This is a genomic window from Staphylococcus petrasii, assembly GCF_002902565.1.
Classification (GTDB): Bacteria; Bacillota; Bacilli; order Staphylococcales; family Staphylococcaceae; genus Staphylococcus; species Staphylococcus petrasii.
In genome coordinates, this window is sequence record NZ_PPRC01000032.1 from 45,015 (window position 1) to 61,602 (window position 16,588).

Genomic DNA, 16,588 nt, shown 5'->3' on the forward strand with positions numbered 1-16,588 from the left:
TTGCCCCCTTTTATAAATCTTTTAAAATTAACGCACTCCAAGTTTCGAAGTTATCATAATCATCGATTTTACCTTGTTCCACCCATTCAATTTTTAAAGTATCTGTTTCTTTAACTTCTATATCTTGAGAATTGACTTTGATTTTGAAAACGACTCCGATATGAACTTTACCAACTTCATTAGTATCATCATTGATAAAACCTATATAATCCATATTTTGTGAATTCTGTTCTGACAAGCCAACTTCCTCTTCTAATTCACGTTGCGCATTGACACGTAAGATTTCATTAATAGACTGTGCGCCTACTACATCATTCATATGGCCTCCTACGCCAATTGAAGATTGCCCATGTAATCGTTCTTCTCCTCCACCACTTAAACGTTTATAAACAAGTAATTCATTATTTTCATTTTCAAGTAAACAATAAGAAATCAATTGTTTATATGAAGGATCTTCTTCCATATCTCCACGACGTTTTACTTCGTAGTGAGGTAAAGCCTTAAATATACTATCGCCTTGAGGATCATTTTTAGATAAAAATCCATTAAAAGCATTTGTTTCATCTTCGAAAATTGTTTTTCTTGGGACTACTATAATTTGTTCATCGTATTTAGACATACTGTTCTCCTTATTTAATGTATTCTTGTTATGTATTTTATCAAACTCATCTATCGAACCACAATTAAAGCAGTTACTATTTTGTTCATTGCGCTTTAACCTTTTAATAACGGCAGTCTGTTTGTGATAGTTAATTGAGTAAATAAGCTATAAAAAAATGTCGACAAAGATAGCCACCTTTGTCGACAGTATGAGAAGACTTGGAAAATCTTCTGTTTTATATTATTTTAAAGCTTCTTTAGCTTTTGATACTAATTCAGCAAATGCTTTGTCGTCTGAAATAGCTACTTCAGAAAGCATTTTACGGTTGATGTTGATGTCAGCTTTTTTCAAACCGTTCATTAATCTTGAATAGCTGATATCGTGTTTACGTGCAGCTGCATTGATACGTGTAATCCATAATTTACGGAAGTCACGTTTACGTTGACGACGGTCACGGAATGCATATTGACCTGATTTCATAACTTGTTGTTTTGCTACTTTATATAATGTATGTTTTGAACCGAAGTAACCTTTAGCTAATTTAATAGTTTTTTTACGACGGGCTCTTGTTACTGTTCCACCTTTAACTCGTGGCATATTAAATTCCTCCTTAGATATAACTATTTATTATCGTTCTTATTTAACGTCTACAATTATTTTTTGTAAGCTAATAATTGTTTTACGCGTTTCATATCGCTCTTAGAAACTAATTTAGCTTTACGTAATTTACGTTTTTGTTTAGTGTTTTTGTTTGCGAATAAGTGAGATGTGAAAGCTCTTGAACGTTTTAATTGACCTGAACCAGTTCTTTTAACACGTTTAGCTGCTCCACGGTGAGTTTTCATTTTTGGCATGATTCATTTCCTCCTACTAATTATGAATTATTTTTCGTTTACAGGCGCTAACATGATAAACATTTGACGCCCTTCCATTTTAGGTTTTTGTTCAACAGTTGCAATATCTTTACATTCGTCAGCAAATTTTTCTAATACACGTTGACCAATTTCTTTATGCGTAATCGCACGACCTCTGAAACGAATAGAAACTTTACATTTATCGCCTTTAGTTAAGAATTTACGTCCATTTTTCAATTTAGTTTGGAAATCGTGTTCCTCAATTGTTGGACTTAAACGAATTTCTTTAACATTGATAACTTTTTGTTTCTTTTTCATTTCTTTTTCTTTTTTCTGTTGTTCGAATTTGTATTTACCGTAATCCATAATTCTTGCAACAGGTGGTTTAGCGTTTGGAGCTACTACCACTAAGTCTAATTCTACACGTTCAGCCATTTCTAAAGCTTCACGTTTAGATTTAACACCAATTTGGTCTCCATTTTGGCCAATTACACGTAATTCTTTTGCACGAATTTTTTCGTTAACTTGCGTTTGATCTTTTGCTATGGTTGACACCTCCCAAAATTTTACGAAATGTTCCAAGTAAAAAGAGCGGGCGTAAAACGCCCGCTCTTCACTCATACACATTAAATGTGTGACATGATTAACCTGCCAACTGCTTAAAGCGTCGCTACAGGTGAGAAACGGGTGTTTCTACTTGGTTCGTTTCGTATTCAACGTTAATTATCATATCAGCATTTATCATGTAAGTCAACAATTATTTTAATTTAATGATGTTTAATATCATCCATTTTAACATCTTGACGTAAATCCACTTTTTCAAGAGGTATTACTTTAGTTTTATATCTTATCTTATGATAGATGAAAAATGCTAAGAATACAGGAATACCCATGTAAGTAATAACAAAGCGATTTAAATCAAAGTGCCCTGTTTTAATGAAATCTACGTCTTGTCCTATGATAACAATCACACATAAAATTCCTGCAAATATCGGACCAAATGGGAACCATTTAGCTTTATATTTTAATTCACTCTTATGGTGATGTTGTTTATCAAAGGCTCTTCTAAATCTATAATGACTGATGGCAATACCAACCCATGCAATAAATCCAGTCATTCCACTTGCTGCAACGATGTATTCATATGCACCGCCACTAAATTTTTGAACTAAGAAAATAACAATGACTAAGACACCTGTAGCAATTAATGCTAGATAAGGCACACCGTATTTATTCGTTTTGCCAAAAGTATCAAACGCTAATTTATCTTTACTCATTGAATATAACATACGTGTTGAAGCGTACATTCCTGAGTTACCAGCAGATAATACTGAAGTTAAAATAACTGCGTTCATGAATGAAGCGGCAAAAGCTAAACCAGCATTTTTAAATACAAGTGTAAATGGAGAAGTCGCGATACTATCATCTCCACCCATTAAAGCATTGCTATCATAAGGAATTAACATACCAATTACAAAAATGGCTAAGATGTAGAATAATAAAATTCTCCAGAATACTTGTTTAATTGCCTTAGGAACAGCACGTTCTGGATTCTCAGATTCACCAGCAGTAATACCAATTAATTCAGTACCTTGGAAAGAGAAACCTGCTACAAGGAATACACCTAAAATAGATAACAAGCTACCTCCAAGATTGCCTCCTAAGATAGGGCCATCACCTTTCGTGAATGTTTCAAATCCAACAAACTTACCGCCCATAATACCTAAAATAGTTAGTAAGCCTATAATGATAAATATAATAACGGTTACTACTTTAATTAAAGCAAACCAATATTCACTTTCACCATAAACTCTTACTGATAAAGAGTTAAGGGCGAAAATAATAACTAAAAAGATACAACTCCATACCCATGCAGGAATACCAGCCATAGGTGTCCAATATTGAATAACTTGGGCAGCTATTGTGACGTCTGCTGCTACTGTAATTACCCAGTTAAACCAATAATTCCATCCTAAAGCAAATCCTAAAGATGGATCTACAAATCGAGTAGCATAGGTACTGAATGATCCTGATACAGGAAGATAAGTTGCCATTTCACCTAATGAAGTCATTAAGAAAAATACCATGGCCCCAATAATAGCATATGCGATTAACGCACCTAGTGCGCCTGCATCATGAATAGCGCCTCCAGATGTCATAAATAAACCTGTACCTATACATCCTCCCATCGCTATCATGGATATATGACGGTCTTTCAAACCACGTTTGATACCCTCATCTTGATTTTCGACTTTACTCATAGAAGCTTCCTTTCCTTCTGTAGAGGCTAGCTAGAAACATTTTATTTGCTATGTGTTGATAATTAACTTATCAAATTTATATTTTACTTATTAACTATGTAAAATTAAAAATCGAAATAAAAAAGGTTGCATACCTTAGAGATATGCAACCTTTTGCTTAATCTATATCGGTAGCACATCACAAATTGTGACAGTACAGTTTCTATTCGATAACTGTCCCAACAAATGATAATTATGGTTATCATTCATTTCGGCAACTTTACCTTTCACTCTTTCAACATACGTTCCATAACAACTTCTGAAGAGTTACTAATCAAAGTTGCAACCTCTAACTCATTTTTTATTTTAACTACTTTGTAATATACATTAAGCGACCATTTTTATCAAGATTATCTACGTTTTTTTAAACGAATTTCATCAACTAAGTTCCAGATAAATTCATCTTTTTCAATAGTTTCTTGATCTTGTGAACCGTATTTACGCACGTTTACTTCATTATTTTCAACTTCTTTATCCCCTACAACGATTTGATAAGGAATTTTTTGCATTTGTGCTTCACGGATTTTGTATCCCATTTTTTCATTACGGTCATCGATTTCTACACGAACACCTTGAGATTTTAATTCGTCTTGAAGATTTTTCGCATAGTCATAGTGTAAATCAACGTTTACAGGAATGATTTCAACTTGTTTTGGTGCTAACCAAGTTGGGAAGGCACCTTTAGTTTCCTCAGTTAAGAAAGCTACGAAACGTTCCATAGTTGATACAACACCGCGGTGAATAACTACTGGACGATGGTTTTCACCGTCACTACCAATATAATTTAATTCAAAACGTTCTGGTAATAAGAAGTCAATTTGAGCAGTTGATAAAGTTTCTTCTTTACCCATTGCTGTTTTAACTTGAACGTCTAGTTTAGGACCGTAGAATGCCGCTTCACCAATTGCTTCAACATATGGTAAGCCCATTTCATCAACCGCTTCTTTAAGCATTGATTCAGCTTTATTCCACATTTCATCGTCGTCCATGTATTTTTCTTTATCTTCTGGATCTCTATAACTTAAGCGGAAAGTATAATCTTCAAATCCGAAGTCTTTATATACGTCTTGAATCATGTGTACAACACGTTTGAATTCATCTTTAATTTGGTCTGGACGAACAAAGATATGAGAATCGTTTAAAGTCATACCTCTTACACGTTGTAAACCTGATACAGCACCACTTGCTTCATAACGGTGCATAGTACCTAATTCAGCGATACGAATTGGTAATTCACGATATGAATGTGGTCTATTATTATAAACCATCATATGATGAGGACAGTTCATTGGACGCAATACCATTTCTTCTGTTTCATCTAATTTCATTGGTGGGAACATATCATCTCTATAGTGATCCCAGTGACCTGAAGTTTTGTATAACTCAACGTTCGCTAATACTGGAGTGTAAACGTGGTCGTAACCCATACTTACTTCTTTGTCTACAATGTAACGTTCGATTTCACGACGAATAGTAGCACCATTAGGTAACCATAAAGGTAAACCAGCACCTACTAATTGGTTATTAGTAAATAACTCTAAATCTTTACCGATACGACGGTGATCACGTTCACGACGTTCTTCTAACATTTCTAAATGCGCTTTTAATTCTTTTTTATCGAAAAATGCAGTACCGTAGATACGTTGTAACATTTTATTATTGCTATCGCCACGCCAATAAGCGCCAGCAGTAGATAATAATTTGAATTCTTTAATTTTTGAAGTAGATGGTACATGTACACCTCTACATAAATCTGTAAATTCACCTTGAGAATATAATGTTACGTTTTCATCTTCAGGAATTGCATCAATTAATTCTAATTTATAAAGATCATCTTTAAAGAAGTCTTTCGCTTCTTCTCTAGAAACAACTTTACGTTCAATTTTATGATTTTCATCAACAATTTGTTTCATAGTTTTTTCGATTTTTTCAAAATCATCAGATGAAACTTTTTCATCCATATCAAAATCGTAGTAGAATCCACCTTCAATAACTGGACCTACACCAAATTTCACATCACCATATAAACGTTTTAAAGCTTGTGCCATTAAATGAGCAGTAGAATGACGTAAAACTTCTAAAGCTTCTTCACTTCCAGGTGTAACGATTTCAATTTCACCATCTTCTTCTAATGGTCTTGTTAAATCAACCATTTGTCCATTGAATTTACCAGCTACAGCTTTTTTTCTTAATCCAGGACTAATTGATTGCGCGATATCTTCAGTAGTAGTTCCTTTATCAAACGCTTTTGAATTACCATCTGGGAATTGAATATTAATTTGATCCATTATATAACCCTCCAATTATAAATTCTATCATCGTTGAAAATAAAAAAACTCGCCCCCCTAAAAAAGGGACGAGTTTGTCGCGGTACCACCCTAGTTATTTAGCAAACGCTAAATATCTCTGCATAAGATAACGGTCTTGAGCCGGGCACTGATTACCAGCACCTTAAAATGAAGGAGTAATAATTTAATATATTAGCTAAATTCACACCATACATTAGCTCTCTGTATAATAGGAATTAAATTATCATATCTTCATTAATTTCAACGATTTAGATTTAAGTTTATTATACATCACTTATTGTAAATTTCAATTGTTTCGTAAATTTTCTCCGTCTAAATAATACGCATTCGTTAAACTCTTAATTCTTTCGACAATTCTAGCTGCTTTTGTTTGCTCGGCACCCTCACGCGTATTAGCTAAATGATGCTCTAATTCATCCAAATTTAAATTTGAAGAAAAGAACGTTGGTAGTTCATGCACCATGCGATAATGAAGTAAAGGTCCAATAACTTCATCTCTCACCCATGGCGTCACTTCTTCAGCACCAATATCATCTAACATTAAGATGTTAGCTTCTCTAATGCGCTGCAATTTCTTCTCATAGCTTCCGTCTTTAAATCCGCTTTTTAATGTACGAATATATTCCGGAAGATAGACAATTGTAGATGGAACGTTTTTAGATTTTAATTGGTTAGCTATCGCACCTAATATAAATGATTTACCAGTACCAAATGGCCCATGGATGTAAAGTCCTTTAACATTTTCTTTATTCACTAATTTTTTACAAATATCATTTACCGCCATTGCAATGTCTAAACGATGACGCCCATTTGTATAGATATCTTTAACCTTCGCGTTTAAAGTATCACGTTGCATATGATGAGCAGTAATGAGTTGAGAATTAAAACGCGCTTCATCATGTTTAATTTTACATGGACATTGTTTATATTTTATTTTAATACGTTCATTTTCAATATAGAGTTCAGGTATATGACCTTTAACAAAATTTGGACAATGTTCATAATCATGACCATCATAATGTTTTTGCTGATCTTTATACTCTTGTAAAATGTTCAAATCATTATCAATCATTTTATTTGTTAGTTCTGATTGATGCTGTGTTAAAAATTGTTTAACATCTTCATCATTTAAAACTTGTTGCTTTATCTTAGCAATTCGCTGTTCTAAATCATTGTTTGATCCAATAATACTACTAAACGATTTCATCTAATCCTCCTCCCAGTCTTGAGCTAATTGAGCACGAAACGCTTCTCTATCTTTCTCAAGTTGTTCATCTTTTTCATCCTTATTAGTTGATGATTGTTGTCCTCTATTTTGTAACCATTTTGGCGTTTTCTCTCTAGAAACAATTTCTCGATGTTTTGAATAACGTCGACGTGATTGATTTGAATTATAACTTTTAGAAGAAGAACTATCTTCTTTTGTTTTTAAAGCATAGTTATATGCTTGTTGTGCTGTTTTAATACCCAACTTTTTCCAATTTGAGGCAATTTCAAATATATATGTTTTAGGTAGTTTCATATCATTTTTAAGCATGACAAATTGTAACAAAATATTAATGACACCAAATGACAATTTTTCACGTTCTATTAATTCTTCAATCATTCTTTTTTGTTGTAAAGTTGGTTCTGATTCTGACCATGAAGAAAGCATATCAATCGGACTCGTTTGTTCTAGCAAATCAAACCATTCATCAGTGGATGTTTTATTATCTTCTTGCTCATGCTCATTTTGACTTACAGATGATGATTGTTTACTTTCATTTGTCTTCACTTGTAATTCAGGAAGTTGTTGATTATGTTCTATTAAATAATATGAACGCGCATGCTTTCTCATATCTTCAAAAGAAAGTTGTTGATCACTTGTAATCGAGTTTAAAATAATGCGTTTCATTGAATCAGGCGTTAAGCCATATAACGTCGCTAACTGAATAATTAATTGGCGTGCTTCTTTCGTAAGAATTTCACTGCTAATAAAATGAGTTTGCAACATTTCTTTTAACATATCAAAATCAAATGTTTCATTCGATAAATCAATACCTGAATAAGTAGATTCTTTTATAATTGGAGATGAATCTACACTTATGTTATTTTGAGGCACTTTAAAGACGTCAGTAAATTTACGAGTTACTTGTTGAAATCCTGCTAAATTAGGTTCATTCTTTTCAAAATAAGCCTTTAAACGCTTATATCGCTTATTATCTACTTCATTGTATAAATAAACAGATAACATAGGATCATTAAAGAATTGATATGCTGTTGGCGGTTGGATAATTTCATAAATGAAGAAAGATTGTTCATGACTATGTTTAACGTAGGTCTTGATTAAACCAATTGCTTCTAAAGCGTCCATGGATTTCCTAAATTCTATTAAATTCACCTTTAATTCATTCATAATAGTATAATGTGTTAGCGTTTCACTTACTGATTCATTTACAAATTGATTCATATAGTGATAAACACCAATCGCTTGCGTGCCAATTAGCGACACATATAAACGATTGAGTATATCTAAATGATTATGATTAAAGAAAAAATAACGATAAACTGCAAACCCATCGTGAGGACTTAAACCATATTCATAGGACTGCAAACTCATTTATGAATCACTCCGTTTATTATCATTCAATATACCTTGCATTGAGGCAAGTAATTGGTCTACGTCCTTAAACTCTTTATATACAGACGCAAAACGTACATAAGATACTTGATCCACATGCATTAGTAAATTCATTACATGCTCCCCTATATCTCTAGATGAAATTTCAGTATGACCTGTATCACGCAATTGCCATTCAACTTTATTGGTAATATCTTCTAATTGCTGATAGCGTACAGGTCTTTTTTCACATGATCTTACAAGTCCATTTAATATTTTTTCTCTTAAAAATTGTTCACGTGTGCCGTCTTTCTTCACAACGATGAGCGGACTAACTTCTATATGTTCAAATGTCGTAAAACGAGTTCCACAATTTTCACATTCACGTCTTCTACGAATTGCATTAGCTTCATCAGCATGACGTGAATCAACGACACGTGAATGCGTTGAATTACATTTTGGGCATTTCATATATTTCACCCTCTTGAATAGATTATGCTTCATTATACTATAAATGTAATTGAGACAAAAGAAGTCGACTTGTAAGCTAAAATACCAAATATGTATTTATTTCAACTAAAATTGATTTTATGTACATTAAAACTATTTATTCTAACCATACTGCACATCATTACACTCTAAATATTGAAAATAAAAAATATACCCTCCCTTAATAATCCTATTCAATTCATCTTTATATTCCAGATAAATTATTTTACTTAAATAGTTTACATAATAATTTTAAAATAAACTTTTATTTATTAGTGAAATACGCTTGTGTAAGTAGTTCTAAGATGAATAACGAATGACGTTGCGCGACTCTTGACGTTTTTTATATTGAACACAAGTGCGCGTGCATTTGCGTAAGGCGTTCTAAGATAGATTACGAAGTGTAGTTGTGAAGACTCCTAGGGGAGCAGTGCTAGTCGAAGACTACAGGCTGAGACAGCACCCCAGGAAAGCGACACAACTTAAACGAGTAAACATCTATCTTAGAACTTCAACTACAAACCTAAAAATAAAAACTGCCGGCAAAGATATATTCTTTGTCGACAGTCTAATTCATTTCCCTATGGATATGGCTTAAATTTATTATTATTGATTAGTTAGCAGGTACTGCATTTTCAGAAGCAATTAAATTACCAATTTGTTCAGCAACTTCAACCACTCTGTTTGAATAACCCCATTCATTATCATACCAAGCAATAACTTTAACTTTGTTATCGCCCATAACAATAGTGTTTTGTGCATCAACAACAGCTGAGTTAGGATTAGTATTGAAATCAACAGATACTAATGGCGCATCCTCAACATCTAAGATACCTTCTAAGCCAGCATTACGGAATGCATCATTAACTTCTTCCGCTGTAACGTTTTGTTCTAAATCAACTACTAAGTCCACTAAAGAAACATTTTTAGTTGGAACACGTAATGCAAGACCATGTAATTTACCTTCTACTTCAGGTAAAACTTCTTTTAATGCTTTTGCTGCACCTGTAGAAGTTGGAATGATACTTTCATTACATGAACGCGCACGACGTAAGTCTTTATGAGGGTTATCAATGTTATTTTGGTCATTTGTAATAGCGTGAACTGTTGTCATTAAACCATTCACAATACCAAATTTATCATTTAATACTTTGGCTACTGGACCAATACAGTTTGTTGTACAAGAAGCATTACTGAAAATGTCATATTCTTGAACATCTAATTTATCGTCATTTACCCCTTTAACAATCATTTGAACGTGGCCACCTTTTGAAGGACCAGTTAACAATACTTTTTTAGCACCCGCTTTAATATGAGCGATTGCTTTGTCTCCATGATTGAATTTACCTGTAGCTTCAATGACGATATCAATATCTAAATCTTTCCAAGGTAAGTTTTCTGGATTACGATCTGACACTAATTTAATATCATGACCATCTACACGGATACCATTTTCAATTGGTTCTACTTTTTTATCGTATCTACCGTGAGTTGTATCATAATTAATTAGATGTGCAATTGTTTCTGGTGGGTAGCTAGCATTGATTGCTACTACGTTTAAGTTATCGTTATGTAAGGCAATTCTTAATACCATTCTACCGATTCTACCCATACCATTAATTGCTATATTTGTTGACATTTAAAGCACCCCTTGATTGTTTGTTTATATGTTATACTTTATAAAATTAGTGTAACATAATTATCAAAATTTGAAAGCGTTTTCCACTAATTTAAATATTTTATTTTTATATAACTTTAATAAGTTTTAGTTATTAAAAAAATCTTAGCGAAAAAAGTCATTGTTTATAACTTCTATTTCGCTAAGATTCGCTAAGATTCATTGATTAAAATTATTCTTTATTTAAAAATCCTTGTTCAGATAATAAACGTTCAAGGTTTTGTTTTAATTCAAGTTTGTCACCAAGGTTATCAATGACATGATCGGCCATTCTGCTTTTTTTATCAATTGAAATTTGACTATATACTCTTGCTTTAGCATCTTCAGCAGTCAAATTATTACGCTCCATTAAACGCTCAATTTGAACACTTTCTGAAGTATATACTAACCAAACTTCATCTACAGTATCTTGTAAGTCATTTTCAAAAAGAAGCGGAATATCCATAATCACATTATGGCCTTGTTGTAAATATTCACGTTTTTCTTCTTCCATAATTTCTCTAACAATTGGATGCACGATTTTATTTAGTTCAAGGCGTTTTTCAGGATGATTAAACACGAGTTCCCCCATGTATTTACGATCCATTTCACCTTCTTCAGTAATCGCTTCCTCCCCGAATTGCGCTCTAACTTGTTCTAGGCCTTTCGAACCTTTAGCTACAGCTTTACGCGCTGCTATATCCGCATCTACAATTTTGAAACCATATACACTTAAAAGTTCAGAAACTGTAGATTTACCTGTTGCTATACCGCCTGTTAATCCAATTACTTTAGGCATAATTATCACCACTCATTTCTATTTCTGACACTGTGGACAAAAATGACTATTTCTAGTTGCGACTACTTTTTGTTCTATGTCGTGCCCACATACTTTACATTTATTTTGTTTATATACGTTTAAATGAAGTTGCATTTCTCCAGTTTTACCATCAGCATGACGGTAATCTGAAATGCTAGTACCTCCATTGTTAATACCCTCTTTTAAAACTTCTTGAACATAATAGAAGAGCATTTGACGTTCTTGTTCAGATGTATCTTTAACTTTTCGAGAAGGATGAATGCCTGCTCTAAACAATGCTTCGCACGCATAAATATTGCCACAACCCGCAACAATTTTATGGTCTAATAACATCTGTTTAATTGGCTTATTCTGCACTTTCTTTTGATCTAAATAAGCTTTGAAGTGTTCGAACGCTTCTTCTTCAAATGGCTCCGGTGCTATTTCAAGGAATGAAGGATAATCATTAAAAGAAGCTAAATTACGGATTTCTCCAAATCGACGTATGTCTGAGTAGACAAGTTTTTTACCATTATCTAAGTGAAAAATAACGTGCCAATGTTTTCTATAATTAGGCGTAGTTATTTCAGATAATTGATTAACGATGAAGAACCCGCCTGCCATACCTAAATGGCTTAATAAAATACGTTCATTATTATTTTTTTCAATAATAAATACGATATATTTACTACGACGTTCAATGTTTTTAAATGTGTAACCTTCGCTATTTAAACGGAAACCATCTAAATTAATACCTTTAATGATGGTTTCTTTACCTTGACGTTTTCCTTCAATAACTTTTTTTGAAAAGGTTACACTTTTAATCGTAGTATTTTTAATATAAGGTTCTATACCTCTTTTAACATGTTCAACTTCTGGTAATTCTGGCATTTTGATTTCCTTTCTCTATTTCGCATCATACCAAGTAGAGCCATAGTTTGAATCTACTTTTAAAGGTACATCTAAATCTAGTGCATGTTCCATTATATCTTCTACAAACGCACTAAAATCTTCAATTTCATCTTTAGGCACTTCAAATATCAATTCATCGTGCACTTGAAGTAATAATTTCGCATGATATGAAGTTTCTCTAACTTGTTTATCAAATTCTACCATTGCTAGTTTAATAATATCAGCTGCGCTTCCTTGGATAGGAGTATTCATCGCAGTTCTCTCAGCGAAGCCTCTTAAATTGAAATTACGGCTCGTAATATCTGGTATATATCTACGACGATGTAATAACGTTTCTACATAACCATTCGCTTTGGCATCTTTTACAATATCTGACATATATTGTTTTACACCTGGGAAACTAGCTAAATAATCATCAATAAATGCTTTTGCTTTTTTACGCGTTATTCCTAAACTTTGACTTAAACCATAGTCACTAATTCCATATACAATGCCAAAGTTAACAGCCTTCGCTTGTCGACGCATTAAATCATCTACGCCATCCGCTTCTACACCAAACACTTTCATAGCAGTGGCAGTATGGATATCTCGTCCATGTATAAATGCTTCTTTCATACTCTCATCTTGTGTAATATGTGCTAATACACGTAACTCAATTTGAGAGTAGTCAGCTGAAAGTATAACACTATCATCTGAATTTGGTTTAAACGCACGACGAATTTTACGCCCTTCTTCAAGTCTAATAGGTATATTCTGTAAGTTAGGATCTACTGAAGACAAACGCCCAGTTTGAGCTAATGTTTGGTTGAAGCGTGTATGGATACGTTTATCATCGCTAATCACTTTTTGTAATCCTTCAACATACGTTGATTGTAATTTAGATAATTGGCGATATTCTAAAATATAATCAATGATTGGATGTTCGCCTTGAAGTTGTTCTAATACATCAACTACTGTAGAATAACCTGTCTTTGTTTTTTTAATAACTGGTAGTTTAAGTGTTTCAAATAATACAACACCTAGCTGTTTAGGTGAATTAATATTAAATTCTTCTCCAGCTGCTTCATGAATATTACTAATAAGTGTATCCAATTTTTCTTGAATTTCATGTTGCATTTGTTGTAAATCATTCACATCTGTATAGATACCAGTTTCTTCCATTTCACCTAAAATGCGGGCAAGTGGAAGTTCTAAGTTTTGTAATAAATCTATTTGATTATGTGCTTCTAATTCTTTAAACATTAAAGGTTGTGATTCATGAATAGCTTCGGTAATTGAAGCAATATGAGTGTTTAAAACTTCATCATCAGGAATGCTACGTTTTTTACCTTTGCCATATATAGAAATATCATCTTTAACATAGTTTTGATGATAATGCGTCACAACAGAACGAACGTCATCAATTGTTCGCGATGGATCAATAATGTAACTAGCTAACATTACATCAAATTGAATATTTTTAATATCGATATCTAATCTATGAGCTGCAACATACGTCTTCTTAGCATCATAAACACTTTTACTTGTATTCTCATCTTCAAGCCATTTAATTAAATCAGGATAGTCTTTAATATTATCAGCATTGATAACAATATGTTGTTCTCCTGTATGGAAACCAAACTTTAATATTTGGTCTTTTAAATAGTTTGAACCATCTATTTCAAAATGTATCACCGCTTCATTTAGATGTTCTAAATCTACATGGTCAAAAGTAGGTTCAATTTCAAATGTTTTATCTGAATTATCTTCAGTTTCAGGAACATCGCTATCAATGTCAGCAAGTAATTGCTTAAACTCTAACTTTTTAAACAACTCAATTTTATCGTTATTATCTTCTTGATCCTTAAGTTGTGTATCTTCTAACTTCACTTCAATAGGACTGTCACAATTAATTATCGCTAAGTCTTTACTCATCAATGCGTCGTCATGACTATTTTCAAGTTTCTCTTTCAATTTTTTACCTGAAACTGAATCAATATTGTCATAAACACCTTCAACAGTTTCAAATTGTTTTAAAAGTTTAATCGCAGTTTTTTCGCCTACCCCAGCAACACCTGGAATATTATCTGACGTATCTCCCATTAATCCTTTCATATCAATAATTTGATGTGGCGTTAATCCGTCATATTTTTCGGCAATAAATTCTGGAGTATAATGATCGACGTCAGTAACACCTTTTTTCGTATAATAAATAGTGACATTATCAGTTGCTAATTGCGTTAAATCTCGGTCGCCAGTTACTATAATCGTTTCAAAACCTTGTTTATCAGCCTCTTTACTTAATGTGCCAATAATATCATCGGCTTCATAGTTTTCTAATTCGTAATGTTTAATGTGATAAGCATCAAGTAATTGACGAATATATGGAAACTGTTCACTTAATTCAGGCGGTGTACTTTGTCTGCCACCTTTATACTCACTATATTTAGAATGACGGAATGTAGTTTTTCCCGCATCAAATGCTACTAAAAAGTGATTCGGTTGTTCTTCTCTAATAATTTTTTCTAGCAACATCGCAAATCCATAGATTGCATTAGTATGAATACCTGCTTTATTAGATAGCAGTGGCAATGCATAGAAAGCTCTAAAACTTAAACTATTACCATCTATTAAGATTAATTTATTCAAAGTGCAAACCTCCAGAACGAATTTAATTATATTTTAGCATATTCCCTGTATCATCACGAATGAATGATTTTATAGTAAATCCAAACATTAAAAAACCTGTTTATTTGCGCTATACAAATAAACAGGTAACTTAATATTTTATTGTTTTTCATCTATAAATGACACTCTGAATAATGAACCTTTACCAGGTTGACTTTCAACATTAATCGTACCATGATGTGCTTCTACAATATGTTTAGTAATTGATAGTCCTAATCCTGTTCCTCCTGAATCACGACTTCTCGCTTTATCGACGCGGTAAAATCTTTCGAAAATATGTTTTTGTTCCTCTTTATCAATACCAATACCAAAGTCTTGAATTTCCAAGTTAACTTTAACGTCTTCTCGATAAACTCTCACAATAACTTTATTATCTTCAAAAGAATAGTTAATCGCATTAGACAATAAATTGGTAATCACTTGCGCTAATTTATTTTCATGGGCTTCAATAATCACATCTTTTTCAATTTCCGAATGAATAGTAATGTTTTTATATCTAGCCTGATTTTGTAGATTATCAATTGTATTACAAGCTAATTCTGAAAGATTAACGTAAGTTGTTTCAAGTTCTGTTTGCTGTTCAATGTGTGATAAATCTAGTAAATCCATCACTAGTGATTCAATACGATTTGACTCTTTTAAAATAATGTTTAAAAACATTTCAAGTGATTGTTCATCATTTTTAGCACCTTCAATTAATGTCTCAGCAAAACCTTTAATTGACGTAATTGGTGTTTTCAGTTCATGAGAAACATTTGCTACAAATTCTCGTCTCAGATTTTCAAGTTTCTTTAAATTTGTAATATCATGCATAACCACTACTAAACCTTGTAAACGTTTTTTAGATTTACTAAGGATTGGTATACAAGAAACGTCAAAATATTTCTCATGCACATCATTAATATATAGTTGAATCTGATCATAAAGTGGTTGTTCAGTTCTAAAAGCTTCAAGTATTAAATGTTGTATTTTTTCATCTAAATAAGAGGTATAATCCTTACTTTCAGCTTTTTTGCCGGGTTTAAACACTTCATAATATGCATGATTAGCTACAACGATTTCTCCATGTTTATCAATCATTAATACCGAACTTGGAATATTCTCAAGTGTCGTTTTTAATCGATTAGACTGCATTTTTTGCTTATTATTAAGCTTTTGAAGTCGTCTCGCTAAATCATTTGTAGTGACAAAAAGCGCTCTCGTTTCTTTTACGTTACTTTCTGGCACACGAACATGATAATAACCATCCGCAATAAGTGAGGTTGCATATGTAACTTCATTAATAGGTCTAATATATGTTCTATTGATGCTTCTTACCGCTAAATAAATTGCCAATAACACAATGATGCCAATGAGTGATAAGTCTGTCTCTTATACACATCTCCGAGCCCACGAGACAGG

At 32.6% G+C, this 16,588-nt stretch carries 13 protein-coding genes, 1 pseudogene, 1 riboswitch and 1 other annotated feature; all 14 genes and pseudogenes read right to left on the reverse strand.

The genetic code is table 11. The annotated features are described in order from the left end of the window. Positions 1 to 10: 10 nt before the first annotated feature. Complete coding sequence (locus CD127_RS06630; protein WP_103298706.1) at positions 11 to 619, reverse strand: NUDIX domain-containing protein; 609 nt, start codon at positions 617 to 619, stop codon at positions 11 to 13. Positions 620 to 841: 222 nt separating this feature from the next. Further along, positions 842 to 1,198 carry a 50S ribosomal protein L20 gene (gene rplT / locus CD127_RS06635; RefSeq protein ID WP_103298707.1) on the reverse strand — a complete coding sequence of 119 codons (357 nt, stop codon included), beginning with the start codon at positions 1,196 to 1,198 and terminating at the stop codon, positions 842 to 844. Positions 1,199 to 1,254: 56 nt separating this feature from the next. Then, on the reverse strand, positions 1,255 to 1,455 hold the full coding sequence (gene rpmI / locus CD127_RS06640) for a 50S ribosomal protein L35 (protein ID WP_002448990.1): 201 nt from the start codon (positions 1,453 to 1,455) through the stop codon (positions 1,255 to 1,257). 27 nt (positions 1,456 to 1,482) lie between these two features. Continuing rightward, a complete protein-coding gene (gene infC / locus CD127_RS06645; RefSeq protein WP_103298717.1) occupies positions 1,483 to 2,010 on the reverse strand; it encodes a translation initiation factor IF-3 in 528 nt (175 codons plus the stop codon). Between the two features lie 22 nt (positions 2,011 to 2,032). Then, positions 2,033 to 2,160: a sequence feature (ribosomal protein L20 leader region), on the reverse strand. A 62-nt stretch (positions 2,161 to 2,222) separates the two neighbouring features. Continuing rightward, positions 2,223 to 3,716, reverse strand: a complete 1,494-nt coding sequence (locus CD127_RS06650; RefSeq protein ID WP_103366190.1) for an amino acid permease — start codon at positions 3,714 to 3,716, stop codon at positions 2,223 to 2,225. Positions 3,717 to 3,879: 163 nt separating this feature from the next. After that, positions 3,880 to 4,055, reverse strand: a riboswitch (Lysine riboswitch). A gap of 50 nt (positions 4,056 to 4,105) precedes the next feature. Continuing rightward, positions 4,106 to 6,043 carry a threonine--tRNA ligase gene (gene thrS / locus CD127_RS06655; RefSeq protein WP_103366191.1) on the reverse strand — a complete coding sequence of 646 codons (1,938 nt, stop codon included), beginning with the start codon at positions 6,041 to 6,043 and terminating at the stop codon, positions 4,106 to 4,108. A 307-nt stretch (positions 6,044 to 6,350) separates the two neighbouring features. Further along, positions 6,351 to 7,271 carry a primosomal protein DnaI gene (gene dnaI / locus CD127_RS06660; protein ID WP_103366192.1) on the reverse strand — a complete coding sequence of 307 codons (921 nt, stop codon included), beginning with the start codon at positions 7,269 to 7,271 and terminating at the stop codon, positions 6,351 to 6,353. After that, complete coding sequence (locus CD127_RS06665; protein ID WP_103366193.1) at positions 7,272 to 8,663, reverse strand: replication initiation and membrane attachment family protein; 1,392 nt, start codon at positions 8,661 to 8,663, stop codon at positions 7,272 to 7,274. After that, positions 8,664 to 9,134, reverse strand: a complete 471-nt coding sequence (nrdR, locus tag CD127_RS06670; RefSeq protein WP_103298712.1) for a transcriptional regulator NrdR — start codon at positions 9,132 to 9,134, stop codon at positions 8,664 to 8,666. A gap of 631 nt (positions 9,135 to 9,765) precedes the next feature. Further along, positions 9,766 to 10,791, reverse strand: coding sequence for a type I glyceraldehyde-3-phosphate dehydrogenase (gap, locus tag CD127_RS06675; protein WP_103298713.1), 1,026 nt, complete (start codon positions 10,789 to 10,791; stop codon positions 9,766 to 9,768). Between the two features lie 211 nt (positions 10,792 to 11,002). After that, entirely contained in the window at positions 11,003 to 11,608 is a 606-nt protein-coding gene (gene coaE / locus CD127_RS06680) for a dephospho-CoA kinase (RefSeq protein ID WP_103366194.1), read from the reverse strand. Positions 11,609 to 11,626: 18 nt separating this feature from the next. Continuing rightward, a complete protein-coding gene (gene mutM, locus CD127_RS06685; RefSeq protein ID WP_103366195.1) occupies positions 11,627 to 12,499 on the reverse strand; it encodes a bifunctional DNA-formamidopyrimidine glycosylase/DNA-(apurinic or apyrimidinic site) lyase in 873 nt (290 codons plus the stop codon). Between the two features lie 15 nt (positions 12,500 to 12,514). Then, positions 12,515 to 15,148 (reverse strand): DNA polymerase I, encoded by a 2,634-nt coding sequence (gene polA / locus CD127_RS06690; RefSeq protein WP_103366196.1) that lies wholly within the window; start codon positions 15,146 to 15,148, stop codon positions 12,515 to 12,517. Between the two features lie 138 nt (positions 15,149 to 15,286). Further along, positions 15,287 to 16,549: pseudogene (gene pnpS, locus CD127_RS06695) on the reverse strand (two-component system histidine kinase PnpS); the annotation flags it as partial. Positions 16,550 to 16,588 lie beyond the last annotated feature (39 nt).

Coding starts and splice junctions, on each gene's coding strand:
- nrdR (WP_103298712.1), bottom strand. CDS start 9,134: ATGAAATGCCCAAAATGTAATTCAACGCATTCACGTGTCGTTGATTCA.
- rpmI (WP_002448990.1), bottom strand. CDS start 1,455: ATGCCAAAAATGAAAACTCACCGTGGAGCAGCTAAACGTGTTAAAAGA.
- mutM (WP_103366195.1), bottom strand. CDS start 12,499: ATGCCAGAATTACCAGAAGTTGAACATGTTAAAAGAGGTATAGAACCT.
- CD127_RS06665 (WP_103366193.1), bottom strand. CDS start 8,663: ATGAGTTTGCAGTCCTATGAATATGGTTTAAGTCCTCACGATGGGTTT.
- CD127_RS06650 (WP_103366190.1), bottom strand. CDS start 3,716: ATGAGTAAAGTCGAAAATCAAGATGAGGGTATCAAACGTGGTTTGAAA.
- CD127_RS06630 (WP_103298706.1), bottom strand. CDS start 619: ATGTCTAAATACGATGAACAAATTATAGTAGTCCCAAGAAAAACAATT.
- gap (WP_103298713.1), bottom strand. CDS start 10,791: ATGTCAACAAATATAGCAATTAATGGTATGGGTAGAATCGGTAGAATG.
- dnaI (WP_103366192.1), bottom strand. CDS start 7,271: ATGAAATCGTTTAGTAGTATTATTGGATCAAACAATGATTTAGAACAG.
- rplT (WP_103298707.1), bottom strand. CDS start 1,198: ATGCCACGAGTTAAAGGTGGAACAGTAACAAGAGCCCGTCGTAAAAAA.
- coaE (WP_103366194.1), bottom strand. CDS start 11,608: ATGCCTAAAGTAATTGGATTAACAGGCGGTATAGCAACAGGTAAATCT.
- thrS (WP_103366191.1), bottom strand. CDS start 6,043: ATGGATCAAATTAATATTCAATTCCCAGATGGTAATTCAAAAGCGTTT.